A 24,626-nucleotide genomic window follows, 5' to 3' on the forward strand; every position below is an offset into this window, starting at 1 on the left:
TCTCAGCGTGAGAAAGGGCGTCGCACTCGTGCGGCGCCCTTTCGCTTGCGGTCACTAGAGCTGAGCGGCAACGGCGCGGGCGCGGTCGAGTTCGCGCTGGTAGCGGGCGGGATTGGTGGCGGCGAGTTCCTGGTGCAGGGCCAGGGATTCGGTGATCGCGGCCTCGGCCTCGGCGCGTTCGGCCCGGTAAGCCCGGATCAGCGCGTGGTCGGTGAGAACGTCGGCGAGCAGCGGGGCGTACTCGTAGGGGTCATCGGCGTACCACTCCCGATACTCGGCAAGCGACTGCAGCGAGGCCTCCAGCGCGACGTCGTACTGGCGAAGGTGGGCCGAGGCCAGGGCGAAGGTGTTGCGTGCCATGGCTTTGCCGGTCGGCGTCGCGCACACCTTGAGAGCGTTCGCCGCAGCCTCCGCGGCTTCGGCGTAGGACCGCTTCGTTATCAGCGCGCTGGCCCGGTTGGTCCACGCCCGCGCCAGCTCTGCCCGGCCGATGCCGCGATCGGCGTGCTTGGTGGCGAGGGCGATGGCCTCGCTGTTGGCCGCGAGCGCCTCGTCGAGGCGGCCGACGCCGTGCAGCCGGGTACCGAGGCTCGTCAGCACCAGGGACAGCCGGAGCTCCATCTTCATGACCACGGCCCGGCCCTCGGCGTTGCCGGCGATCACCCGGTACCGGTCGACCGACTCCTGGGCCGCCTCGACCGCCTCCTGGTCGAGTCCCAGGTCGTGCAGCCGGTTGCCGTGGTTGTTGAGCACACCGGCGAGGTGGCCTAGGAACTCGGGTTCGCCCCGCCGTTCCGCGCGCTGCCTGATCGCGGCCACGGCCTCGGCGTGCGACGCGCGGGACTCTTCGAGCCGGCCGAGGCGCAACTGGAGTGAGCTCAGCTCGTCGAGCACCTCGTAGAGCCGCACGGCCTCGTCCCAGGAGTGCTCTCGCCAGAACGCGGCGGCGTCCTCCGTCGCGGCCACCGCCTGCGCGTACTCGCCGATCGTGGTGAGGCGGTGGGCGTACTCGAGGTGGCAGTGGGCGAGCTGGTGTCCGGCCGAACGATCCTTTTTGGACGGTCTGTACGCGAGTCTCTCGGCCACCGCCTCACCGGCGTTGCGGGCGGCCTCTTCGTGCCTGCCGAGCTTGCCGAGGAGCGCGGTCAGCCAGTACTTGGCCGAGTGAGCGCCGTCGTGGTCGCTGAGCTCCTTCGCGAGGTCGTACTCCTCCTGCGCGATCGGCAGTGCTTCCTCGTACAGCTCCTGGCGGAAAAGATTGGTCCGCAATGCTTTCAGGACCCGCAGCACGCCGTTGGGCTGGCCGGCTTGCCGGCGGTGCTCGAGTTCCTCGTAGTGCGTGCGCCTGGCCAGGTCGTACCACTCGCACTCGTCGAACGTCTCGGCCAGGTACTGCAGGGCGGTCGGCAACGAGTCGCGCTGCGGCCAGGTGTCGCGTGGCTTGTCCCGCAACTCTTCGACGACGTCGAACTGGATGCGGATCACCCGGGACGCCTGGGTCGGATGGCCGCACTTGTCGTACTCGCGGTGCCACGTGTCCTCGCGGCTCACTCGCTCGATCACGAGCGAGTAGATATCACGCGCACGGTGTCAGCGGTGGCGGAATTCGGTCATCGCGTCGATCAGCCAGCGGGCCAGGTAGTCGGCGAAGGAGGACCGCGGGAACAGCCGGTACGAAGGGGTGTCGTCGACCTGCCACAGCAGCACCGGAACGGGCCCGACCGTCGTGGAGATCGCCTTGCCCGGGCCGAACTCCCGCGGGTGCAGGTCCAGCGGGCAGCCCTTCTCCAGCGCCTCCCGGGCGAACGGGCCGCTGATCTCCACGATCGTGCGGTTCGCGGAAACGTCCACAACGGACCCCGGTTCGCCGCCGAGTGCCTCCTGCAACTCGGTGATCACCGCGGCGTCCTCGGCCAGCACGAGCCACTCGTCCGGGCCGAGCCAGAAAGCGGTGCGGGAGCCGGACTCCGCGGTCTGGCCGCACTGCCGGGGGAGCTGGGCGCCCAGCGCCTTCTCCACGCGAGTGGCCGTGTCGGAGGCGGGATCGACGCGCAGGTTCACCATGGTGCGGAAGGGCAGCTCGGCCAGGCCGGCGGCACGCAGCTGCTCGGTCAGGTGGGCCAGCGGGCTGCGGCGCAGGTCAGCCATCTCGCCTGCTCCCTTCCGGATCGTAGAGATCGAGGTCGGCCACCTGGACCGGGACGAGGTCGTCGCCGACGTGGGCGAGCAGGGTCTCCCCGATCCTCGCCTGCCCGCCGGCGACGAGCGCCAGCGCGAAGGGACGTTCCAGGGCCACGCTGTGATAGCTGGAGGTCACGTGGCCGAGCATCGGCACCGGGACGGCGTCGAGGGGCACGCCCGGCGCGATGATCTGGGTGCCCTCCGGCAACCGGGTGCTGCGGTCGGACGGCAGCAGGCTGACCAGTTGCTTGCGGTCCTTGCGGGCAGTGTCGGCGCGTGAGAACGACCGGTTGCCCACGAAGTCCTTCTGCTTGGAGACCGCCCAGGACATGCCGGCGTCGTGCGGGGTCACGGTGCCGTCGGTGTCCTGGCCGACGATGACGTAGCCCTTCTCCGCGCGCAGGACGTGCATGGTCTCGGTGCCGTACGGGGTGATGTCGTGCGGCCTCCCGGCCTCGTACACCTGCTCCCAGACGGCGAGGCCGTGCCAGCCGGACACGTTGATCTCGTAGGCCAGCTCGCCGGAGAACGAGATCCGGCAGATGCGTGCGGGGACACCGGAGGCGAGCGTGGTCTCGCGGAAGGTCATGAACGGGAACGCTTCCGCGGTCAGGTCGACATCGGGTGCCAGCACCGAGACGACGTCACGGGAACGCGGGCCGACGACGGCGATCGTCGCCCACTGCTCCGTCACCGAGGTGCAGTGCACGTCGAGCTCCGGCCACTCGGTCTGCAGCCACTCCTCGAGCCAGTCCAGCACTCCGGCGGCGCCACCGGTCGTCGTGGTGAGGAAGAAGCGGTTCTCGTCGAGGCGCAGGGTCACGCCGTCGTCGAAGATCATGCCGTCCGGCTTGCACATCACGCCGTAGCGCGCGTGGCCGGGCTTGAGCTTCTTGAAAGCGTTGGTGTAGATGCGGTTGAGGAACTCACCGGCGTCCGCGCCCCAGATCTCGATCTTGCCGAGGGTGGAGGCGTCCATGAACGCCACGCCTTCGCGGGCCGCGCGGCACTCGCGGGCCACGGCCGCATCGATGTCCTCGCCCGGCCGCGGGAAGTACCACGGGCGCTTCCACTGCCCGACGTCCTCGAAGAGCGCGCCGTGCTCGACGTGCCAGGGGTGGATCGAGGTCGTGCGCTCGGGGTCGAACAGGTCGCCGCGCTCGCGCCCGGCCAGCGCCGCGAACGCCACCGGCGTGTAGGGCGCGCGGTAGGTCGTGGTGCCGATCTCGCCGACACTCCCGCCCAGTGCCGCCGCGATCACGCCGATCGCGTTGACACCGGAGGTCTTGCCCTGGTCGTTGGCCGTGCCGAGGGAGGTGTAGCGCTTGACGTGCTCGACGTTGAGCATGCCGGCGCCGGTGGACCGCCAGACGTCCGCGACGGTCACATCTCGTTGCAGGTCCACGAAGTGCGTGTCCCACGAGCCGGCCGCGGGCACGAGCCACAGGGCGCGCGTCACGCCCGGCTGAACGTCCTTGACCGGCGGCACGGGAATGGGGAAGCCGGCGTCGGTGGCGGCGCGCGCTCCCGCGTGCGCGCCTTCCGCGATGCAGGCTTCGTGGTCGTACGTGCCTCGCGCGGCACCGATGATCTGCTGGTTGCGCACGGTGCCATCGGGCACGAACCCGACGAGATCCTCGTCCCAGCGCAGCTTTCCCTGCCGTTGACTGTGCAGGTGGACGACCGGGCTCCACCCGCCGGAGACCGCCAGCAGGTCGCATTCGAACGACTCCAGCCGGCCGCCGTCGAGCCTGGCCACGGTGACACCGGTGATCCGCTCGTCGCCCTCGGTGCCGATCACCGCGCTGCCCAGCAGCACCCGCGCCTCGGCCTCGGCGGCCCGCGCGGACAGGTCGGGACGCGCGTCCACGACCGCGGCGACCTCGATCCCGGCGGCCTGGAGGTCGGCGACGGTGTCGTAGGCGCTGTCGTTGGTCGTGCTGACCACGACCTGGGAACCCGCGGCCACGCCGTAGCGGTTGAGGTAGGTCCGCACGGCTCCGGCGAGCATCACGCCCGGCCGGTCGTTGCCCGCGAAGACCAGCGGGCGTTCGTGGGCACCGGTCGCCAGCACGACCTGACGGGCGCGGATGTGCCACAACCGTTGGCGCGAAACACCTTCCGGTGCCGCGGCGCCGAGGTGGTCGGTGCGCCGCTCCAGTGCCAGCACGTAGTTGTCGTCGTACGAGCCGAACGCCGTGGTTCGGGTCAGCACCACGGTGTCCGGTGCGGGGTCGAACGGTCCGCTGAGTTCCGGCTGGTCGTCGACGAGGAGCACGCGGGCACCGGACGTGGAGGCGGCAGCCGCGGCCGCGAGTCCGGCCGGGCCACCGCCGATGACCAGCACGTCGGTGTGCACGTACTTCTTGTCGTAGCTGGCCGGGTCGGGCGTCGGATCGAGGTTGCCCTTGCCGGACAACGTCTTCGCGGACAACCCGTCGTACAGCTCCACCGTCGTCGCGGGCAGCATGCCCTCCGAACACGGGCCGTCGACCTGCAGCAACGCGTTGGGTTCCTCGACTCCCGCGGCGACGATGCCGCGCGGGCGGTCGCGGTAGATCGACGGCGCGACCTCGATGATCCCGTTCGCGAGCATCGCCGACGCGACGGTGTCACCGGGATGCCCGGTGAGCTCGCGTCCGTCCACGGTGAACCGCAGCGTGGTGCCGCGGTCGACCCGGCCTCCCCGGGGCAGCCTGCTCATCGGTCGACCTCCGGGCGTGGTTCGCCTGCCTTGTACACGGCGAGGACCTCGTAGCTGACGGTGTCACGCAGGACGTTGAACCAGCGGCGGCAGCCGATGCCGTGCATCCACCGCTCGGCGAAGGGCCCCTTGGGGTTCTCGCGGTAGAAGACGTACTCGGCCCAGCTCTGGTCGTCGAGCTCGGCGGGGGAGGAGGGGTAGGCGACGTGGGCCTGGCCGCCGTAGCGGAACTCGGTCTCGTTGCGTGGCCCGCACCAGGGGCAGCTGATCAGCAGCACGGCTCGTCCTGTTCCGGGGGTCAGTGGGCCACGGCCGCGGCGCCGTGCTCGTCGATCAGCGCGCCCGTCCTGAAGCGGTCGAGGGAGAAGGGGGCGTTGAGCGGGTGCGGCTCGCCGGTCGCGAGGGTGTGCGCGAACGTCCAGCCGGCGGACGGGGTGGCCTTGAAGCCGCCGGTGCCCCAGCCGCAGTTGACGTAGAGGTTCTCCACCGGGGTGGTGCCGATGATCGGCGAGGCGTCCGGCGTGACGTCGACGATGCCGCCCCAGGTCCGCAGCACGTGCGCGCGGGCGAAGATCGGGAACAGCTCCACGGCCGCCGCCATCTGGTGCTCGATCACGTGGAACGAGCCGCGCTGGCCGTAGCCGTTGTAGGAGTCGACGCCCGCGCCCATCACCAGTTCGCCCTTGTGCGCCTGGGAGACGTAGACGTGCACGTGGTTCGACATGACCACGGTGGGGTGCACCGGCTCGTTCAGCTCGGACACCAGTGCCTGCAACGGATGCGACTGCACCGGCAACCGGAAGCCCGCCCGTTCGGCCAGCACGCTGCTGTGCCCGGCGGCGGCGAGCCCGACCCGGCCGGCGAGGATGCGGCCGCGGCTGGTCTCGACCCCGACGACCCTGTTGCCGTCCTTGACGAAACCGGTGACCTCGCAGCCCTGGATGAGGTCCACGCCGAGCTCGTCGGCGCGCCGGGCCAGTGCCCAGGCGACGTGGTCGTGCTTGGCGATGCCCGCCCGCGGCTGAAAGGTGCCGCCGAGCACCGGATACCGGGTGCGCGGCGAGAGGTTGATGATGGGGCAGATCTCCGCGATCTGCTCGGGCTCCAGCCACTCCGCGTCGACCCCGTTGAGGCGGTTGGCGTTGACGCGGCGCACGCCTTCGCGGACGTCCTGCAGGTTGTGCGCGAGGTTGAGGACGCCGCGCTGGCTGAAGAGGAAGTCGTAGCCGAGCTCCTCCGGCAGGCCCTCCCACAGCTTCAGCGCGTGCTCGTAGATCGCCGCGCTCTCGTCCCACAGGTAGTTCGAGCGGATGATCGTGGTGTTGCGGGCCATGTTGCCGCCGGCCAGCCAGCCCTTCTCCAGCACCGCGACGTTCGTGATGCCGTGTTTCGAGGCGAGGTAGTAGGCGGTGGCCAGGCCGTGGCCGCCGGCGCCGATGACGACGACGTCGTAGGACCCCTTGGGCTCGGGGTTGCGCCACAGGAAGTCCGGGTGCTCCGGCAGCGTCGTCATGCGGATCTCCCTGCAGGTGCGGGGACTGCTGGACAAGTGCTGTGCAACTGATATATCAACCTTTGCGCTAAGGTATTCAAGCAAGTCGGAGAGGTCAAGGGGGCCAGATGGAGACCGTGGCGGAGGCCCTGGAGGGGGAGCTGTCCCTGGCTGAGCGGGCGTACCGCAGCATCCGCGACCAGCTCGTCATGCTGGAGATCCGGCCCGGCGCGCCGATCAACGAGGAGCAGCTGGCGCAGTCGCTCGGCGTGGGCCGCACCCCGGTCCGCGAGGCCCTCAAGCGGCTGCAGTACGAGCGGCTGATCGCGGCCTACCCGCGGCGCGGCACGTTCGCCACCGACGTGAACATCACCGACCTCGCCCACGTCTCCGAGGTGCGCCTGGAGCTGGAACCGCTCGCGGCCGCCCAGGCGGCGCGCCGGGCCACGGCGGCGGACCGCGCGGCGATGACCGGGCTCGTCGGCGAGCTGGGGAAGGCGCGGGGTTCGGCCGAGCTCATGCACCTCGACCTGCTGGTGCACCGGGCGGTGTACGCGGCGACGCACAACCCGTACCTGGAGGACACGCTGGTCCGCTACGACAACCTGGCGACCCGGATCTGGTGCCTGTTCCTCGACCGGCTCGACGACATGGCGAGTCACGTCGAGGAGCACTCGCCGTTGATCGAGGCGATCGTGGCCGGGGACGCGGACCGGGCTGCCCGGCTCGCCCGTGAGCACGTCGAGGGGTTCGAACGGGCCATCCGGGCCGCGATCTGACGCCCGTGTTCGAGAGCGGTCAGGGCCCGGCGCCCGGCTGGGTCAGCGCGGAGACGTTGGTGATCTGGGCCTTGCGCACCTTCGCGTAGACGGTCTCGTAGGTCAGCCCCGCCACGATGCCGAGCGGGAGCAGCAACCAGAGCAGTTGCCGCGCGTCGAGTTCGTCGATGAGGCCCGGCGCCGCCAGCAGCTGCGAGGCGATGTACAGCGCCATCGAGGTGAACCCCGCACCCAGGCCCCGCACCGCGGCCCGCACCTCGTCGTCCGCGCCGGCGTACGAGTCGCGCAACAGCGCCCCTGCGACCGAGGCGAGCATCGGACCGGTGACGATCAACGTCAGCGCCGCCAGCGGTTGCCGCCAGAGGTGGGCGAGCACGAGCGTCGACGCGGCGAGCAGCACCGACAGCGCCGCGGTGAGGGTGCCGAAGAGCTTGCGCCGCCGCGCTGCCCGGTCGGGTTCGCCCGGCTTGCCGCGGTCGTCGTGCTGGCGGCCGAGGACGGCGACGACGTCGTGGGCCGACTTCGGTCCCCACTTGCGTCCCAGCACCGCGACGTCCTCGTCGGAGACCCCGTGGTCGAGCGTCTTCATCTTCGACCAGACCGACGCCGCGCTGCCGCCGAAGGTCGCGAGCGGCACGAGGGGAATGCCGTTCGTCAGGGCGAGGATCCCCGCGATGCGGGTGGATCGGCCGCCGCCCATCAGCACCAGGCCGTCGGCGGAGAACAGCGACCGGTAGAACGAGACCTCCCACTCGTCGCTGGCGTCGGGCTGGTACTCGACTAGCGGGCTGTCGAGCGCGATCTTGCTCATCTGCCGCCGCGGCGCGCGGATGATCACCTTGCCGCCGTGGCGTTTACGCTTCTCGGCCGCGGCCAGGTACCCGCGCACGACCGCCTGTTCGATGAAAGCCACGTTGTCGGAGAAGACCACGATGTCCCAGCCGGCGGCGGCCAGCGCCGCCCCCATCTCCTCACAGGCCGACTCCGCGAGATCCGGTTGCTGGGGCGGCGGTTCGAGCAACCGGCCGGAGTGGAGGCTGCCGACGATGACGGCTTGACGACGGGACACACGGGCACACTAGGTCGCCGCCACGGCGATTCCGCGGCGGCGACTCAGTCGTGACCCCTACGTCACTCGTTTGGCTCAATTCGATCAAGTACGTCTATCGCTGAGCAGCCAGTCGGTAGGCGGCGCTGCCGATCAGCTCCAGCGAGACCTGCAGGCGCTCCAGGCTGATGTTGTCCCTGATCGTGTCCTCGGGCGTGTGGTAGATCGGCTCCAGCAGGTGCGGGCCGCCTTCGCCGCGCCAGCTGAAGTTCGCCGACGCCATGCCCTTCTCGTGGAACGGCACGTGGTCGCTCGATCCGCGCGCCACCGGTCCGTGCACGCGCGGGTCGTAGCCGAGTCGTTGCGCCGCGGCTCGCACCTGGCTGGTGGTCGCGTTCTCGACGCCGTCCACGGACAGCAGCCAGTACGCCGTCGCCGGGTCGTGGCTGGTGGCGACCATGTCGTTCTGGAACACGCCCTTGATGCGCGCGATCTCCTCCGGCGGGAGCTGTGAGACGTAGTACCGGGAGCCGAGCAGGCCCTGTTCCTCCGAGCCCCACAACGCGAACCGGATCGCCTTGTGCGTCGGCAGGTACCGGAGCACGCGCGCGAGTTCCAGGCACAGCACGGTGCCGCTGCCGTCGTCGTTGGCGCCCGGTGAACCAGGCACGCTGTCGTAGTGCGCGGAGACCATCACGACCCCGCTGTCCCGCCACGGGAAGGTCGCCGGCCGTTCCGCGATCACGTTGTAGGACGTCAGGTTCGGGTGGTGGGTGGTGCTGATCGTGAGCTCACCCGAGCCCTGGGCGCGCAGCTTCTCGGTGTGCACCTGCGCGAGGCCGATGACCGGCACGGTGACGTTGCGGTCGAGTGCGGGGGAGAACGCGCTGGACTTGCTGGCGGTGGCGGAGATCCGGCCGAGGATCACCGCCACGGCGCCGCGTTCGATCGCCGCGTGCGTCGGCGCGGACCCGGCGGGGGCGTTGACGTAGAACGCGATCTTGCCGGTGAGGTCGGGCAGCTGGCCGTCGGTGACCTCCACGAACGGCGCCTTGACCGTCACGCCCAGGGCCCCGAACCGCGAGGCGCCGGCCTGCCACTGGCCGTTGATGTCGGCGAGGTACTTGTCCGGCACGGTGAACGGCTGCGTCGTCACCTGGTACCGCAGGGACTTGAGCTCACGGACGAGGTAGTCGCGGGCCCGGTGCTCGGAGGCGGTGCCGCCGATCCGCGGCCCGATCTTCTCGCTCAGCACCTTGAGGTGTTCCAGTGCCTTGCGCGCCCGAACCCTTGCCACGACCGGGAAATCCCCGAGGTCGAGGTCCGGCGGGAGCGAGGCGCCCGGCCGCTGTTCGGTCGCCGCGAGCGCACTCGCGGGATTGGCCACCACGGCGGCGACCCCGGCCGCCGCGGCGAAGAAGTCACGTCTGCGCACAATCGCCCCCATCTTCCCGATGTACTGCCGAGGCAGAACGTAGGCATCGCCGGCGGCGGCGGGCAACCGACTTGTGGCTGGCTTTCGCCGAGCGGTCACGCCGTCGCCAGCGCGTCCCCGATCAGGTCGTCGTCCACGGCGGAGTGGTCGAGGACGAGGTCCTGCACCTGCTTACGCGCATCGGCCCGTGCCTTCTCGAGGCACGCCATCAGATGTGCCGCGAGGACCTCGGATTCGAGATCGCGCACGGCGGGGCTGAGCGCGATGCCCGTCGTTACGCCGTTCGCGTCCACGGTGACGGTGACGCCGCCGCGGGTGGCCTCGCCGCTGACCGCCGCGAGGAGCTTGACCAGATCGAGGTAGCGGCGGCGTTCGCGTTCGGCGGCGGCGGTGTGGCGCTTGTGCCACCACGCGAGCCGGCGGCGCAGCAGGGCCTGCGCGGTCGCCGGGTCGGGCACGGGTACCTGCCACGAGCCGGCCGCGGTGTGCAGCACGATCGCGTTCGCCTGGGTCGTCACGCTGTGGATGTGTGAGAAGGCCACGCCGGTGTCGAGCCGTGCGCCGTGGTGCCTCGTGGTCCAGTCGACGCGGTCGGTGCCGATCATCACCCGCGAGCCGCGGCCCGCCAGGACGAGCGGGAACGCGGTCGAGCCGAGCTCGATGATCGGGGCAGTGAGCAGCGAGCGCCGCGCGAGCCGGGCGAGTGAGCACGCCGAACCGGCACCGAGCACTCCGGCCGCGCACAACGCCTTCACGGCGATGGCCGCGCCGGGGCTCAGCCGCAGCGCGATGCCGGAGCCCGGCAGGACGCCGAGCACCAGCTGGGCTCCGGTCATGAGGGTGGTGGCGGGCAGCCACGAGTACGGGTCGGTCAGCCCGTTGCGGCGCAACCAGGTCAGCAAGGCCCACGCGCACGCCGCCGCGGCGACGGCCGGAATCGCCGACCACCACGGCATGATCCGCTGCCCGGCCGAGGTGATCCCGGCGAGCACGATGCAGACCAGGCCGATCGCGATGGGCAGCACACCGGCGGAGAACAGCAGCAACGTCCGGGCGCGGCGCCAGCGTGCGGCCAGCGCGTGCAGGACCTGGGGATCGTCGATCAGAGGCATGGCGTGGGGAATGAGTGGCATCGGCGCACCCCTCGTCGGCTGTCCGCCGCCACCTGGGTGTGACGTGCGGGCCGACCAGACTTCCCGGCTCACCTGGGCGTAAATATGCCGTAAATGTCCAGGTGAGGCAAGTAGTCCACTGTGGACGGTGTGGCGCGCGGCCCGCGCGCCACACCGCCGGTTCAGCTCATTCCGCCGCAGCGGCCTGGTTCGCCCGCCGGCCGAGCACCGCGTCGACCGCCAGGAACACCACCAGGCTGATCCCGAGCAACGGCACGAACCAGCCGACCACGAGCGCACCGACCCCGAGCCCGGCCAGCGCGGCCGGCGGGGCCTTGCGCCACTGACCGCGCGGCGTCGGGCGGCCGAACCCGCGGGTGGGCCTGCGCCGCCACCACATCCGGTAGCCGAGCACGACCAGCGTCACCAGCCCGCCGCCGAGCAGCAGCAGGAGGAGCTGGTTGGGCCAGCCGAACAGCACGCCCATGTGCGCGTCGATGCCCCACCTGGTCAGCTTCGCCGCCAGCGGGTAGTCGGCGAACCTCACCGAGCCGACCACGGCACCGTCCTGCACGGCCACCGAGTCGACCTGCGTGGGCAGGCCCTTCTCGATCTCGGCGACTTTCCAGGCCCCGCCGGGCGCCGTCGGCAGGCCGATCTCGATCCCCTTGGCGTCGATGCCGGACGCGCGGGCCGTGGCGAGCACGGTGTCGACGTCGCTGTGGCCGTTGCCGGTCGGGGTGTGCTCTCCGTGGTCGCCGTGATCACCGCTGCCGCCGGGGAGCTTCAGCGACGGCGTGGTCCAGCCCAGCGTCTGGCGCAGGGTGGCGACGTTCTCGCCGGCGTAGGCCGACCACGTGAGGCCGGTGGCGGACAGGAACAACGCGCCGGCGAGCACCCACACGCCGATCAGTCCGTGCGTGCGGATGCGCTTGCTGTTGCGGGGCCTGGAGATCCACAGGACGAGGCCGCCGAGGGCGATCACCGTCAGCCAGGAGGCCGCGAGCTCGCTGTAGAGGCGGCCCGGTTCGCCGAGCATCAGGTTGCGGTGCAGCTGGTCCAGGGTCGTGCGCAACGGCAGCACGCCGCTCGACCCGTAGACGACGAGATCACCGGTGACGCGGCCGGTGCCGGGATCGACGAAGACGGCCCGGCGCTCGGACTCGCCGAGTGCCTCCTCGGAGAACAGCACGCGGGTGGTGGCGCCGGGTTCGGGCGCCGGCCGGACCGCGACCAGCGTGCCCTGAGGTGAGGTCGCCAGCGCGGCGTCGACCTGCTTGCTGAGCGGAAGTTGTTGTGCGGAAGCAGGAACACGGAGCTGGTCGGAGTAGACCCAGGACTCCAGCTGAGGGGTGAGGGCGTAGAGCACGCCGGTCAGCGCGGCGACGAGGACGAACGGGCCGACGAGGACGCCGGCGTAGAAGTGCAGGCGCAGGAAGAGTCCCCGCCACGCGAAGGATGTGCGTGGCGGAGTGGCTGTGGTGGTCATGGCACGACTCCAATGGGCGTGAACAGGTGCAGAGCCGCGGGGAGGCGGCCCTGTGAGGGGGTTTCAGACCTGTTCAGCCGGAGGACCGCGCCACGACAGCACGTCCAGGAAGACGATCAGGGCCGGCACGCGGCTCGGCGTGGCGACGACCAGGGGAGCCGTGGCGGGCAGGGGAGTGAGCTTGCTGGGCAGGACCGACGCGACCGCGCGGGCCAGCGCGAGAACCGTGCGTTCCGCGACGGTGAGCACGATCACGGCCAAAGCGGTGGCCACGACGTGCGAGGCGACCATGCGTGACGGGTCGTGCTCGTGCCGTGACGCGGCGAGCGACACCATGAGGTGCATCGCGAGCTGGCCGCCGCCGATCAGCACGAGCATCCGGCCGGCGGTGAGCTCGCGCCGGGCGAACCCGGTGGTCGCCCACGTCAGCAGCGCGACGAGCGAGAAGACCAGCCCGGAGTCGGGTAAGCCGCCGTCGGCGCTCGAGTGCGCGAGCACGGCCAGCGTCCCGTTGACGACGCCGACAGCAGCACAGCGCGCACGGCGCAGGGGTGCTGTCGGCAGGGTCACGCGGGGGAGCTTAACTGCTGGAACAGGCGAAATGATTGCTACGAAATTAACGGCCACGGGGTTCACCAGCTGAGATGCTGCTCGCGTGATCTCGTACACCACCGACGTCAGCGCGCTCTCGGAAGCCGATCTCGCCGGGTTCTTCGTGGACTGGCCGGCGCCACCGTCGGCCGCACAGCACCTGGCCGTGCTGCGCGGCAGCTACCGGGTGGTGATCGCCTGGTCGGACGGTGTGGTCGCCGGGTTCGTGAACATGATCAGCGACGGGGTGCTCACCGCGTTCGTCCCGTGGCTGGAGGTCCGGCCGGAGTTCCAGGGGCAGGGGATCGGGACCGAGCTGATGCGGCGGGTCCTGGCCGAGGCTGCGCACCTGTACTCGGTGGACCTGACGTGCGACGAGTCGTTGCGGCCGTACTACGAGCGGCTCGGGATGGCCGCGCTGACCGGCATGGGCACGCGAAACCGCGAGGCGTGTGGGTAACCGCACCCACATCGGGGTGGGCAGGACCGGATCTGGTCGATCTCGGGGCGGCCCCAGAGGATCTAGGTCATGAAGCCTACGGTTGGGGGAACCGTTCGCGGCCATAGCGGATCAGCTCAGAACGCCGGTGGGTGCCGAGCTTGGCGCGAATGTTCTCGAGATGACGGTTGATCGTGCGGATGGAGATGCCGAGATCGACGGCGATCTCCCGGTTGTCGTACCCCTTGGCGAGAGCCCGCAGGACCTCCTGCTCGCGTGGCGTGAGTTCGCCGCGCTGGAACGCGCCGATGACCAGCGCCGCGACCTCGGGCGGCAGCACCGGCCCCGCCAGCACGGCATGCACGGCCTCTACGACCTGATCAGCGGTCGACCCTTTGTCGAGATACCCGTGGGCACCGGCGCGGATGGCCTCGACGACGGCGCCGACGGGGGCCTGCGACATGACGATGATCCGGGTGGCGGGCGGGAGCGCCGCGATCACGACCCGCCCGTCGCCGTCCTCCAGACCTAGGTCGACCAGCGCGACGTCCGGTTCCAGTGCGGCCAGTTCTCTCGCCGCCGCAACGGATCCCGCTTCGCCGACGACGACCGCGCGGCCGTCCCGCTCGACGCAGGCTCGGATGCCGTCGCGGGTCACCGGGTGGTCCTCGACGATGATCACTCTCAGTTTCCCGGTCATGTCCCGCTGTGTCATGTCCCGCTGGGCAGCCACATCTCCACCTCGGTGCCACGCCCCTTGCGGGACTTGACTTTCACGCTTCCTCCGACGTTCTCGACGCGGGCCTTGACGCTCAGCGACAGCCCGAGCCGCCCGCGTTCGGTCAGCGCGGCCTCGTCGAAGTCGAAGCCGATCCCGTTGTCCCGCACGGTGACCAGCACGCCGTCCGCGTCCTCCAGCACCGCGATCCACGCCTGGCCGGCCTGCGCGTGATTGCGGACGTTCGTCAACGTCTCGCGCACCGCCGCGATGACGGCGCTGACGGTCGGGCGTGGCATCGGCGCACGGCCCGTTGACGCGATGCGCACCGGCACGTCCGGGAACTCCTCGACGAGCCGATCGAGCTCGTCCGCCAGCGAGCACTCCTCGGCCGGGATGTCCTCGTCGAGGTGGATGCGGCGCAGTTTGCGTTCCTGGCGTTCGAGTGCGGCCCGGACGGCGGCGTCGGGCAGGTCACGGCGGATGGCGGCCAGGCGTTGCAGCACGTCGTCGTGGATCTCGGCGGCGAGCCGGTCGCGTTCCTCCAGCCGGGCACCGTGATCGGCCAGCGCGGTCAGCCGGAGCAGTTGCCCCGTGACGATCCCGACGACGGCGCCGATCAGGGGGTAGGACAGCATCGTGCCGAGCAGGGCCAGTGTCTCCAGGTGCAACAGGCTGACCGGCGTCACGCCGTTGAAGTAGTACTGCAGCGGCACCACCGCGGCCAGCAATGCACCGGCGGCGAACCCGCCGCGCACCCCGTGGATCACCGCCCACGCTGCCACCGCCGCCGTCGGGTAGATCCCGGCGAACGACGGGTGCGCGGTGAGCACCCGGCCCGCCGGCTCCACGAACCCGCCCACCACGATGGTCGCGGCGGCCAGCCCCAGGTCGATCGCGGCCGTACCCCTGCGCTGCGGGGTCAGCGTGACCACCAGCGTCCAGACGAAGACCACGGCGAGCACGGCCGCGCCCAGCCCGCTGTGCACGATCTGGCCGCCGAAGGCGGCGACGAACGACATCCACCCGAACGCCGCCCACCGCAGGACGAGGATCAGGGTCATCGGGGCCGGGTGTCGTGCGCGCATCAACGCCGATGGTCCGGGTGAATTGCGCGGTTCGGCAAGAAAGATTCCTTTTAACGGAACAAAACCGCTCTAACGGTGGCTTCGCGCGGTTCTGTGCGGCTATGTGACCGGAGATATGAGACTGAGCCAGATCGTCGGCGCGCAGGTCGCCTGGTGGCAGCTCGGCTTCCGGGCGCGCCGCGCGGCGCTGCGGCTCCAGGCGTCGCCGGACGTGATGGCGGTGGCCCGCGAGTGGTCGCACCAGGTGCTGGCCGCACCGTGGTGGTGGCGCCTGACCCGCGTGCTGATGCTCGGCGCTGTGGCCGTGCTGGGTTGTGCGTCCGTGCTGGTCGTCGCGCTCGAGGGCAAGGACGAGAGCGTGATGGTGCACTACGCGTTGCTGATGGCGTTGCCGGTGCTGGCAGCTTCGGCGTGGTGGCAGACGCGGTGTGCGCGCAAGCTGGCCGTGCAGATCGGTCCACCACCACCCCGGCGTTCACGGGCGTGGATGGCGGTGCGCGCGGTCGCGTTCGTGAGCGTGGCCGGCCTGCTGGTGACGATGATCGTGCAGGCGGCCGTGGTCGAGTCGCGGCGGCAGGTGACCTGTCAGCCGGTGGTGGTGGACGACGCGGTGCGCGAGTACCTGCACGGCATGTCGGAGTGCGCGCTGGCGGACACCGCGGTCGATCTGACCGGGTTGCGGCACACCCCGGTCGGCAACCGGGAGTCGCGGGACCACCTCTACGACGTCCCCGGCCTGGGCACGATGATCATCGCGGACGGGCTGGCGCGGGCGTGGCACGCGCGGCTGGGAGAACTGGGCGCGCCGATCGACTACCCGCGCCAAGACGGCCAGATGTGGTTCCTGAACCTCGAACACGGACACGTGGCCGCGTTCGGGTACGGGAACGGCGTCCGCGACGCGGTCGCCGTCGTCGGCACGGCCTACTCGCCGGTCAGCAAGATCGGTGACTGCCTGCCGGACCGGCCGTGCGTGATCTCCGTGGAACGCACGGCGGACACGCTGACCATCGAGTGGAGTGCACCGGACGCGGACGCCTTCAACGTCCAGTGGTGGGAGGAACGCACCCGGCCGCGGCCGGGCGTCGAGGTGGCGGCGCGCCGTTTCACGTTGCGGGGCATCGATCCGACGCACAAGTTCGGCTTCGCTCTGGAAGCCTGCAAGAAGCGGTTCCTCGGGCGTTCTGCCTGCACGCGGTGGTCGCCCACTGTCGTGCTTTAGATTCCGTCCAGGTCAAGGGTCTGCTGGTGTGGGCCGCCGGTGAACGAACTGGTGAGCAGTCCCGCGCTGCGGCACCGGCCGCACGTCACGGGCGAGGTGGTCGCCTTGAACCGGGTGAAGTCCCAGCTGCCGGTGCCGACGTGACAGCCGGGGCCCGGTACGTCGAGCCCGAGCCAGCCCTGCATCCGCACGGCGTGCACGACGTCGGATCCCTCCAGGTATCCGTTGAGCCGCCCCGCGAACCGGTTGCGCGCCTCTTCCGCGGGTGCGCTGAGAGCCTCCTGCAACAACGAAATGCCGTTCATGAACCCGATTCAACCTCACGTGGGCGCGTCGAGGCGCGCACCACGCCGCTCCAGGACGGTGAGACACCGCGCGCACCACCGCACGTTGTCCCGTTCGAACGACAAGCCGCGCAACAGAGTCAGGTACGGCCCGACCCGGTCGGCCTCCGCGAGGAACTCGTCCTCGGTCCTGCCGCCGAGGAGTTTGGCCCTGAGCCGCTCGTACCGGGCGATCTTGGCCTCGGCCCACTGTTTTCGTTCCTGCAGTGAGGCTTTGACCGCCTCGACGTCGCCGGCGTCCGCGGCCATCACCGCCACCATCAGCTCGTCGCGGATGGCGGTGGGCTTGTGCGGTTCGGCGGTGAAGTCCTTGAGAGACGCCAAGCCTTGCGCGGTCAGCGAGAACAGCCGCTTGTTCGGCCGGCGCTCCTGCTCGACCGTGCGCGCCTCGATGAGGCCGTCGGCCGCCATCCGGTCGAGCTCCCGGTAGAGCTGCTGCGGCGTGCACATCCAGAAGTTGGCGACCGAGGCGTCGAACGACTTGGCCAGGTCGTAGCCGGACGCCGCGCCGTCGAGCAGTGCGGCCATCACGGCGTTGCGCAGAGACATACGCGCAGGCTACGGTGCATCGACCTAGTCAACAAGTTGAGTATCTGAGGTGCGGGATGAAGGCCTTCCGAGCAGCCGTGGAAGCACAGGACGCCGACGCGATGGCGGCCTGCCTGGCCGACAACGTGGTGTTCACCAGCCCGGTCGCGTTCGCGCCGTACCCCGGCAAGCCCCTGACCGCCGCGATCCTGCGTGGCGTGATGCGGGTGTTCGAGAACTTCCGCTACGAACGCGAGATCGCGGACGGCCGGAACCACGCCCTGGTCTTCCGCGCCGAGGTGGGCGGCAAGGAGATCCAGGGCTGCGACTTCCTGCACCTCGACGAGGACGGGCTGATCGACGAGTTCACCGTGATGGTGCGCCCGTTGTCCGGCGCCCAGGCCCTGTCGGCGGCGATGGGCGCCCAGTTCGAGCAGATCAAGGCCGAAGCGCTAGACGCGTTCCACGCCTAGTCCTGTCAGCACCAGGTCGAGGTTGCTGAGCCCCTGCAGCCTCCGGCCGCGGCCGGTTTGGGCGTCGAGCTCGACGATCAGCACGTTGCGCTGGTCGTCGGCCGACATCTTCTTCAACGCGGCGTCGTCGCGGATTCCGGTCTCCCGCAGGAACACCATGACCGCGCCGGCACCGGCGAGGTCCGCGTCGTTGTAGGCCTGGTAGTTGTTCTGGTTGCTGAGCGAGGTCATCACGACGATCAGCGTGTTGCGCATGTCGTCGCGGGACATGGTGTTGAGCTGGTGCTGGGTGCGGAACCGGCCGGCCAGCAGCACCCCGCGGCCGTAGAACGAGGTCGAGCCGGGACGCCGGCCACGGACGGCGAGGTCGCTGCCCAGTCCGATCTGGACGAGCTGCAGGTTGGTGAACCCCTGCAGCTCGCGTCCCACGCCGGTCTGCGCGCCGAGTTCGACGATGAGCACGTTGCGCTGGTCATCGGCGGACATCTGCTTCAACGCGGCGTCATCACGTAAACCATTGCGGCGCAGGAAGACCATCGCGGCTCCCATACCGGCGAGCGTGTCGTTGTCGTAGCGCTGGTAGTCGTCCTGGTTGCTGAGCGAGGTCATCACGACGATCAGCGTGTTGCGCATGTCCTCGTGCGACATGGTGTTGAGCTGGTGCTGGGTGCGGAACCCGCCGGCGAGCAGCACACCGCGGATCGGGAACGAGATCACCGACCCGGCGCGCACCTCCACGTCGACGAACTCGGCGTCCACAGAGGTCAGCCGCAGCGCGAAATCACCGACGGGACAGGCCCAATCGCCGCGCGCCAGCCGCATCACGCCCTCGTACCGGATCCGGCCGTCGGGGTTGCGCGAGTGCACGACCAGACCTTCGGTCAGGATCGCGTCGTCGTACCCGCGTCGTCGCCGCAGCTCCACGAAGAACATCCGGCCGTCGCGCTTGTGTGACGGCACAGCGATCAACACGGGCTTGCCGGATCCTGGTGTCGTGTAGTCGATCGCGTACAGCCGCACCTTCGCCGGCGTCTCCCTGACGTTCACGACGGACGAGCTGTCGCGGAACGCGGGCTCCCGGTAGAGCTGCGCGGCGGGCAGATTCGGCCCGACGATGCGGTTCGCTGGATCGTTCACGTGCGGAGGTTGCATGTTCGGGCCGCCGTCGGGCAGCGCGGCCTTCGCGTCGCGGATGAAGCTGGCCGGGATCCCGCCGTAGAGGCGGGCGCTCATCGTGGAGTACGGCGATCCGTAGTCGGACGTGCCGTCGGCGCCGAACTCGTGGTCGAGGCCGTAGCTGTGCCCCACCTCCTGGCAGGCCACGTCGAACGGCGTGATCGAGTCGACCACGGTCACGTAGATCTCTTTCTCGCCACCGGGAATCGGCACGAACACGGTGCCGCCGCCCCACCACCCGGTCGGCCGGGCGAGCCAGATCAGCAGGATGTCCGTGTGCACCCAGTCGACCTGCACGGCCGCCTTCACGACGGCGGAGTGCAGATCGGCCCGCTTGTCGATGGCCACCACGCCGGGGTCGGGGATGTCCACCGGGTCGTACACCTGGCTGCTGACGTCGAAGAGTCCGCGCGACGACCGCCACCAGTAGTCGCCCATGCTGAATTCCAGCCCCGGCCGCATCCAGTTCTCGAAGTGTTCGCGCGACCAGACGCTGTCCGTGGCCGCGTACCGCACCGGAACGACTGCGATCATGATCGCCTCCTCCGTGCCGCCCTCAATGGACACAGAGGAACTCGGAGTTCGTCCAAGAACGTTACGCGGCGACTTCGTACACGCTGACGTGCCGCGTGCTGTCCGCGGTGAACGGCTCGCGGGTCCAGCCTCCCCAGCGGTCGCGCAGCCGCAGCCCCGCGATCCGCGCCATGAGATCGAACTCGGACGGGTAGCTCAGCCGCTGCCGGATCGGGCTGAACCGGATCCCGTCCACGCCGATGTGCACGTGGTTCTCGTCGAGCATCTGGGTGACCGGGTCGTACCGGTTCACGTCGAACCCGACGTGGTCGACCTCCAGCGTCTCCACGTCGATGAACTGGTGCCGCTGCCGCGCCGCCCAGCTGGGCAGTCCGACCTCGATCACGAACACGCCGCCGGGCGCGAGGTGCCGCGCCGCGTTCTCGAAGCAGCGCACCTGGTCGTCCTGGGTGAGCAGGTTCGTGATCGTGTTGTACACCAGGTAGACCAGGTCGTACGTGCGGCCGGTGCCGGCGCGGGACATGTCGCCCATGGTGACGTCGATGTCGCCGCCGCCGGGCTTTTCGCGCAGGCGGGCGACCATGTCGGGGGAGAGTTCGATGCCGTCGACGGTGACGCCGTCGGCGGTCAGCGGCAGCGCGATGCGGCCGGTGCCGATGGCGAACTCCAGGGCTGTCGTGCCGAACCCGGCGAGGAACCGCACGGTCTCGGCCTCGTCGCCGCGGGGTGAGTTGTCGTAGGTGCTGGCGGTTTCCTGGCTGAAGCTCGGGTTGAATCCCTTCACGTCGTTTGACGCTAGACCCGGCCGCCACCGAGTTTTCTGAGCTGCGCGAGGTCGTGCAGGTCGCGCTCGCGCGGCTCGTAGCCCTGGTGGAAGTACACCTGCTGCTCAGCCGACAGGCAGGGCACCTCGGTGCCGAGGATCGTGCCGGTCACGAAGCACGACGCCGGGTAGCGGAACGGCTCACCGGGAGTCAGCGAGGACTGCTCGGCGCTGCCGTCCACGGCGAACCGCAAGGGGTGCAGATCGATCTCCCTGGCCGCGTCCGCGAGCACGAAGCGCACCGGCCGCCACGACAGGGTCTCGGCGAAACCCAGCGCGGCCAGCGTCTCGACGACCCGAGGCTCCTGCTCCTCGCGGTGCATGAGGTCGAGGTCGTCGTGCGGCCGTGTTTGCCTGCCCACCAGGGCGTCAACGCCCCAGCCGCCGCCGATCCAGACGTCGGTGCCCCGCAGCGCGGCGAGGATCTCCAGGACGTCTTCGGCGGTCACGAGCCCGCACGCTAACGCCGGGCCGGGCGGTGCCGCATCCGGATTTTGCCTGTGGCGGCACCCGCCGGGCTGCTAGGTTGAAGATCGTGCCGGACTTCAAGCTGCCGCTCTACGGCGCTGACACCGAACGCGGCGACCTCGCTCCCTGAGTCGCCCGCCGTTCCCGCCGACACCCTTCACCTCATCTTCCGGGGAGCTTTGCCATGCGATCGTTCGTTCACGCCCTGCCCAAAGTGGAGCTGCACGTCCACCTCGTCGGCTCGGCCGGCATCGACACCGTGCTCACCCTCGCCCGCCGTCATCCCGAGGCCGGGGTGCCGACCGACCGGGCTGAACTGGAGCGCTTCTACACGTTCCGGGACTTCGACCACTTCCTGAAGGTCTACTGGGCGGTGCAGTCGATGTTGAAGGACCGCGACGACATCCACACGCTCGTCGTCGGGCTGGCCACCGAGCTGGCGCGGCAGAACGTCCGCTACGCCGAGGTCACCGTGACGCCGTACAACCACATCACCGACGGCATGCCGGGGGACGAGGTCCTCGCCGGGCTCACCTCCGGCCGTGAGGTGGCCGCGGGCATGGGCGTCGAACTGGCGTGGTGCTTCGACATCCCGGGGGAGAAGGGTCTGGAGGCGGCGCGCGACACGCTGGCGTTCGCGCTGACCGAGCGGCCGGAGGGGTTGGTCTCCTTCGGGCTCGCCGGGCCCGAAGTCGGCATCGGGCGCGCGCAGTTCGCGCCTTTCTTCGACGCCGCAAGGGATGCGGGCTTGCATTGCGTGCCGCACGCGGGGGAGACGAGCGGCCCGGAGACGATCTGGTCGGCGGTGCGGGACCTGCGCGCCGAGCGGATCGGGCACGGGACGAGCTGCGTCGAGGACCCCGCGCTGGTGGAACACCTGGTGCAGAAGGGAATTCCGCTGGAGGTGTGCCCGACGTCGAACGTGCGCACGCGGCAGGTGGCTTCGATCGAGGCGCATCCGGTGCGGCAGATGCTCGACGCCGGTGTGGTCGTCACGCTGAACACCGATGACCCGCCGTTCTTCCGTGCCACGCTGGAAGGTGAGTATCTGGCGGTGGCGTCGGCGTTGGACCTCACCCACTCGGAGGTCGCGCGGCTGGCCGAGAACGCCGTGCTGGCCTCGTTCCTGCCGAACCCGCGCAAGACCGCGTTGCTGGAGGAGATCTCCTCGGTGCTGGCGGCGGTGTGAGTGCGGGTGGCCCGCCGGTGTTCGCCGGCGGGCCACTCACTCATCCTTGCGGCACGAAGTAACCGCGCTGGAAGTTGCCGGACGACAGGCCGTCCGGCGTCCTGCTCGACACGCTGAGCGTGAACGACGACGCGCTTTGCACGGTGTAGGTGAACCGCGCCTTGCCGTCCGCGCCGACCGGCACGACCTGCGGCTCGCCGAACGTGGCCGTCCACAGCACCTCGTGCGAACCGGGCAGCGCCGGCGTCACGATGAACTCCATCGGCTCGTTCGGCCGGGCGGTCACCGGGCCGCCGTCCGGGAACTGCGGGCTGACCACGGTGGGCGGCAACGGTTTCACCTGGAACTGGTAGATCCGCTGTTCGGTCTCCACGCCGTGCTCGGTCACCCCGATCACGCTCAGGTAGTGCACGCCAGGACTCTTCGGCGTCCACTGGACCTGCGTGCCCGTGGTGGTCTGCCACGCGTCGCTGTCGAACCTGTACCGGTACGACACGAGCGGCAGCCGCGGCGACGAGAACGTGAACGTGCCGGACTGGCCGGGTGCACCGGACGGCTCGAACTTGTAGTCGCTGCTGGTCACGTCAGGCGCCGGTGCCTCGGCGGTCAACTCGCCGATGCCCCAGCCGGAACGGGCGCCCGCGGCGTTGACGCTGGCCACCCGCAGGGAGAGGTCGCCCTTCTGGATGGGCGTGTACTCGAACGTCAGCGAGCCGTCCGCGTTGGCGGGCAACTGCTTCTCGGGCTCGTTGCCGAGTTTGTACACGTACGCCACGACACCTTGACGACGGTTCGGCGTCACGGAGACTGTGCGCGCTTCGCCGACGATCCCGTCCCACGGATCGACCTCGACCCACGGTTCGAACATCGTGACGGAGATCGTGCGTTCCGCGACGCCGGACCTGGTCCCGTTGCCGGTGACGGTCCAGACCTTGAGGTCGTACCGGTCCTTGTTCTGGTCGGAGAACACGAGCGTCGTGCTGCCCTTGCGATCCTCGCCGACCGGCAGCGTCTGCTCCTGGCCGTCGTCGATCTGGTAGACGAACCGGGCGGCGCCGTCCTGGTTCGCGGTGAACACGACCTCGCGCGGGACCCCGATGTCGAAGCTCGGGTTCGTCATGAACGGCGCGGTCGTGCGCACCCAGAACCGGTAGTCCCTGCCCGGCGATCGGTGACCGGCCCGGTCGATGCCCCTGGCCGAGATGGAGACGGGACCGTCGGTGGTCGGCGTGATGGTGATCGTGGCCTTGCCGCCAGGCGCGTCCGCGTCGATCCGGCCGTAGCCGGTGCCGATTCCCTCGTACTCGAACGCGATGATGTCCTGGTCGCCCTTGGCGTCGAAGGTGAAGTCACCCGGCAGGCCCTCACCGCCGTCACCGGGTGGGCCACCGTTCTCCCTGTAGGTGGTGGAGGAGATCCCCGGCGCGGTGGCCGGTGGGGTGAGGTCGGCGGTGAACTGGCACGGCGCGGACCAGTCGGAGTTGGCGAAGCCGTCCTCCGTGCGGGCGGCGAACGCGTAGGTGCCGCCGTCCTGGACCATGCCCGCGGGGAACCAGCCGTTCACGTAGCCGCCACCGGCCCACTGCGGCTCGGTCTCCTTGCGCTGCTCCGGCTTGTCCACCGGCCAGAACGCGAGCCTTCCCTCGAGCCCGTAGGTGCCGTCGGCGTCATGCACGATCGCGCGGACCGCCGGTTGCCGGTCGTAGAAGTAGATCGGCTTGCCGTCGCACGTGCTGTTCTCGATCGCCAGATCCGTGGGGACGCCCGGCGGAGTGTTGTACGTGGTGCTGAGCACCGCGGCGGGGTCGTACGTGCGGCCGTACTCGACCTTCCCCTGGAACCGCTCTTCAATGCGCAGCGCGAAAGTGACGGACGTCTTGCCTTGCTCAAGAGCCTTCTTGATGGGCTCGACGACGTTCCAGGTCACCCACGGCGAGACGCAGTCCTCGTTCGGGTTGGGTGCGACCTTCGTGATCTCCCGCGGCTGGTGCGCCCAGGTGATCTTGTCCTGCGGCTTCACGACCCACAGCTGCGTGGCGCGCGGCTTGGTGCAGTCGTTCGCGGTCTTCTCCGGCGTGCGCAGCGAAGCCGTGAACAGCTGCGTGCCCTTGAACCGCGTGAGGTCGAACGTGAAGTAGGACTTGCCGATGTGGTGCTTGTCGTCCCGCCAGGCGCCGACGCGGGCGTCTCCGGTGGTGATCGACCTGTACGGCTGCTTGGAGTCGGTGGTGACCCACTTGGCCGGGCTCAGCGTCGCCCAGCTGGGCTGCTGGGCGGCGTTCGCGGTACCTGGTGCCACCACGAGGCCGGCGATGAGCGCGGCGACGAGTGCCCCGGCGCCGCGCCAGGTTCTGCCTGACGTTCTCATGTTCCCCCTAGAGACGAACCGTTCGGCGGATCGTGCCATCCGTCTGACGCTCCGTCAGGGGCTTTTGTTGAATTTCAGGCGAAGATGCCGGCCGGGGGACGCACCTGAATCGTTCCTCCAGGATGGATCGCGGTGCTCAGGAGCCGGTTCGCGCGTGCGCCGATCCGGCCGGCGAGCTGCGGGCCGCGCCACACCACCGGAATGAGCACGTCCTGCATGTCGACGATCACCAGCGCGGTCCCCATGTGAGACAGGCTATCGCCCATCGCGCAGACAACCTGCCTTTCCGGTCCGTTCCACTCCCGGCCGCACTTCGCTGGTGCAGGATGGCGGGGTAGCAACATCACCATCGGGGGTTCTGTGAAAAGAACAATTGTTGTCCTCACTGCTGTTCTCGCTGTTCTTGGGAGCGCTTCCGCGGCGAG

General features: G+C 69.9%; 24 protein-coding genes. 5 read left to right on the forward strand and 19 right to left on the reverse strand.

Features of this window, described 5'->3' with window-relative positions:
• Positions 1–54: 54 nt before the first annotated feature.
• From ACIA8G_RS10395 to ACIA8G_RS10415, 5 genes are read right to left on the reverse strand one after another with little or no spacing between them, the layout of a single operon-like run.
• Positions 55–1,563 carry a hypothetical protein gene (locus ACIA8G_RS10395; RefSeq protein WP_396418064.1) on the reverse strand — a complete coding sequence of 503 codons (1,509 nt, stop codon included), beginning with the start codon at positions 1,561–1,563 and terminating at the stop codon, positions 55–57.
• A 27-nt stretch (positions 1,564–1,590) separates the two neighbouring features.
• Entirely contained in the window at positions 1,591–2,148 is a 558-nt protein-coding gene (locus tag ACIA8G_RS10400; protein WP_396418065.1) for a sarcosine oxidase subunit gamma, read from the reverse strand.
• Positions 2,141–4,885 carry a 2Fe-2S iron-sulfur cluster-binding protein gene (locus tag ACIA8G_RS10405; RefSeq protein ID WP_396418066.1) on the reverse strand — a complete coding sequence of 915 codons (2,745 nt, stop codon included), beginning with the start codon at positions 4,883–4,885 and terminating at the stop codon, positions 2,141–2,143. The genes ACIA8G_RS10400 and ACIA8G_RS10405 overlap by 8 nt, the downstream gene beginning before the upstream one ends.
• Entirely contained in the window at positions 4,882–5,163 is a 282-nt protein-coding gene (locus ACIA8G_RS10410; RefSeq protein ID WP_396418067.1) for a sarcosine oxidase subunit delta, read from the reverse strand. The genes ACIA8G_RS10405 and ACIA8G_RS10410 overlap by 4 nt, the downstream gene beginning before the upstream one ends.
• Before the next feature lie 20 nt (positions 5,164–5,183).
• Positions 5,184–6,398 carry a sarcosine oxidase subunit beta family protein gene (locus tag ACIA8G_RS10415; protein ID WP_396418068.1) on the reverse strand — a complete coding sequence of 405 codons (1,215 nt, stop codon included), beginning with the start codon at positions 6,396–6,398 and terminating at the stop codon, positions 5,184–5,186.
• A gap of 107 nt (positions 6,399–6,505) precedes the next feature.
• Between ACIA8G_RS10415 and ACIA8G_RS10420 the strand changes: the two genes are divergently transcribed.
• Positions 6,506–7,156, forward strand: a complete 651-nt coding sequence (locus ACIA8G_RS10420; protein WP_396418069.1) for a GntR family transcriptional regulator — start codon at positions 6,506–6,508, stop codon at positions 7,154–7,156.
• A 19-nt stretch (positions 7,157–7,175) separates the two neighbouring features.
• On the opposite strand, the gene ACIA8G_RS10425 is transcribed toward ACIA8G_RS10420, so the two are convergent.
• From ACIA8G_RS10425 to ACIA8G_RS10445, 5 genes are all read right to left on the reverse strand, one after another.
• The gene (locus ACIA8G_RS10425) at positions 7,176–8,225 is read right to left on the reverse strand and encodes a hypothetical protein (protein ID WP_396418070.1); all 1,050 of its coding nucleotides are present in this window, start codon (positions 8,223–8,225) and stop codon (positions 7,176–7,178) included.
• A gap of 94 nt (positions 8,226–8,319) precedes the next feature.
• Positions 8,320–9,651 (reverse strand): M28 family peptidase, encoded by a 1,332-nt coding sequence (locus ACIA8G_RS10430; RefSeq protein WP_396418071.1) that lies wholly within the window; start codon positions 9,649–9,651, stop codon positions 8,320–8,322.
• Between the two features lie 83 nt (positions 9,652–9,734).
• Positions 9,735–10,772 (reverse strand): YbaB/EbfC family nucleoid-associated protein, encoded by a 1,038-nt coding sequence (locus ACIA8G_RS10435; protein ID WP_396418072.1) that lies wholly within the window; start codon positions 10,770–10,772, stop codon positions 9,735–9,737.
• A 166-nt stretch (positions 10,773–10,938) separates the two neighbouring features.
• Positions 10,939–12,240, reverse strand: coding sequence for a PepSY-associated TM helix domain-containing protein (locus ACIA8G_RS10440; RefSeq protein ID WP_396418073.1), 1,302 nt, complete (start codon positions 12,238–12,240; stop codon positions 10,939–10,941).
• A 63-nt stretch (positions 12,241–12,303) separates the two neighbouring features.
• Positions 12,304–12,810 (reverse strand): hypothetical protein, encoded by a 507-nt coding sequence (locus ACIA8G_RS10445; RefSeq protein ID WP_396418074.1) that lies wholly within the window; start codon positions 12,808–12,810, stop codon positions 12,304–12,306.
• 85 nt (positions 12,811–12,895) lie between these two features.
• Here ACIA8G_RS10445 and ACIA8G_RS10450 point away from each other — a divergent pair, with 85 nt between their 5' ends.
• Complete coding sequence (locus tag ACIA8G_RS10450) at positions 12,896–13,291, forward strand: GNAT family N-acetyltransferase (RefSeq protein WP_396418075.1); 396 nt, start codon at positions 12,896–12,898, stop codon at positions 13,289–13,291.
• 76 nt (positions 13,292–13,367) lie between these two features.
• On the opposite strand, the gene ACIA8G_RS10455 is transcribed toward ACIA8G_RS10450, so the two are convergent.
• Together ACIA8G_RS10455 and ACIA8G_RS10460 are read right to left on the reverse strand one after the other, a co-directional pair.
• Positions 13,368–13,970: a LuxR C-terminal-related transcriptional regulator gene (locus ACIA8G_RS10455; protein ID WP_396418076.1), complete on the reverse strand. Its 603-nt coding sequence runs from the start codon at positions 13,968–13,970 to the stop codon at positions 13,368–13,370.
• A gap of 11 nt (positions 13,971–13,981) precedes the next feature.
• Positions 13,982–15,076: a sensor histidine kinase gene (locus ACIA8G_RS10460; RefSeq protein WP_396418077.1), complete on the reverse strand. Its 1,095-nt coding sequence runs from the start codon at positions 15,074–15,076 to the stop codon at positions 13,982–13,984.
• A 115-nt stretch (positions 15,077–15,191) separates the two neighbouring features.
• On the opposite strand from ACIA8G_RS10460, the gene ACIA8G_RS10465 reads away from it, so the two are divergent.
• On the forward strand, positions 15,192–16,298 hold the full coding sequence (locus ACIA8G_RS10465; protein WP_396418078.1) for a hypothetical protein: 1,107 nt from the start codon (positions 15,192–15,194) through the stop codon (positions 16,296–16,298).
• Here the strand turns inward: ACIA8G_RS10465 and ACIA8G_RS10470 are convergent.
• Both ACIA8G_RS10470 and ACIA8G_RS10475 read right to left on the reverse strand, forming a co-directional pair.
• A complete protein-coding gene (locus tag ACIA8G_RS10470) occupies positions 16,295–16,603 on the reverse strand; it encodes a hypothetical protein (RefSeq protein WP_396418079.1) in 309 nt (102 codons plus the stop codon). The genes ACIA8G_RS10465 and ACIA8G_RS10470 overlap by 4 nt on opposite strands.
• 15 nt (positions 16,604–16,618) lie before the next feature.
• Positions 16,619–17,191 carry a PadR family transcriptional regulator gene (locus tag ACIA8G_RS10475; RefSeq protein WP_396418080.1) on the reverse strand — a complete coding sequence of 191 codons (573 nt, stop codon included), beginning with the start codon at positions 17,189–17,191 and terminating at the stop codon, positions 16,619–16,621.
• A gap of 56 nt (positions 17,192–17,247) precedes the next feature.
• On the opposite strand from ACIA8G_RS10475, the gene ACIA8G_RS10480 reads away from it, so the two are divergent.
• Positions 17,248–17,643, forward strand: a complete 396-nt coding sequence (locus tag ACIA8G_RS10480) for a nuclear transport factor 2 family protein (protein ID WP_396418081.1) — start codon at positions 17,248–17,250, stop codon at positions 17,641–17,643.
• On the opposite strand, the gene ACIA8G_RS10485 is transcribed toward ACIA8G_RS10480, so the two are convergent.
• The 3 genes from ACIA8G_RS10485 to ACIA8G_RS10495 form a co-directional block, all read right to left on the reverse strand.
• On the reverse strand, positions 17,623–19,353 hold the full coding sequence (locus ACIA8G_RS10485) for a hypothetical protein (RefSeq protein WP_396418083.1): 1,731 nt from the start codon (positions 19,351–19,353) through the stop codon (positions 17,623–17,625). The genes ACIA8G_RS10480 and ACIA8G_RS10485 overlap by 21 nt on opposite strands.
• A 61-nt stretch (positions 19,354–19,414) precedes the next feature.
• A complete protein-coding gene (locus ACIA8G_RS10490; RefSeq protein ID WP_396418084.1) occupies positions 19,415–20,137 on the reverse strand; it encodes a class I SAM-dependent DNA methyltransferase in 723 nt (240 codons plus the stop codon).
• An 11-nt stretch (positions 20,138–20,148) separates the two neighbouring features.
• Positions 20,149–20,625: a nucleotidyltransferase domain-containing protein gene (locus tag ACIA8G_RS10495; RefSeq protein ID WP_396418085.1), complete on the reverse strand. Its 477-nt coding sequence runs from the start codon at positions 20,623–20,625 to the stop codon at positions 20,149–20,151.
• A gap of 203 nt (positions 20,626–20,828) precedes the next feature.
• On the opposite strand from ACIA8G_RS10495, the gene add reads away from it, so the two are divergent.
• A complete protein-coding gene (add, locus tag ACIA8G_RS10500; protein WP_396418086.1) occupies positions 20,829–21,833 on the forward strand; it encodes an adenosine deaminase in 1,005 nt (334 codons plus the stop codon).
• Between the two features lie 40 nt (positions 21,834–21,873).
• Here add and ACIA8G_RS10505 read toward each other — a convergent pair whose 3' ends face one another.
• Both ACIA8G_RS10505 and ACIA8G_RS10510 read right to left on the reverse strand, forming a co-directional pair.
• A complete protein-coding gene (locus tag ACIA8G_RS10505; protein ID WP_396418087.1) occupies positions 21,874–24,201 on the reverse strand; it encodes a hypothetical protein in 2,328 nt (775 codons plus the stop codon).
• Between the two features lie 74 nt (positions 24,202–24,275).
• Complete coding sequence (locus tag ACIA8G_RS10510; RefSeq protein ID WP_396418088.1) at positions 24,276–24,446, reverse strand: hypothetical protein; 171 nt, start codon at positions 24,444–24,446, stop codon at positions 24,276–24,278.
• Positions 24,447–24,626: the final 180 nt, after the last annotated feature.

The sequence above is a fragment of the Lentzea sp. NPDC051213 genome (assembly GCF_044455585.1).
GTDB lineage: Bacteria > Actinomycetota > Actinomycetes > Mycobacteriales > Pseudonocardiaceae > Lentzea.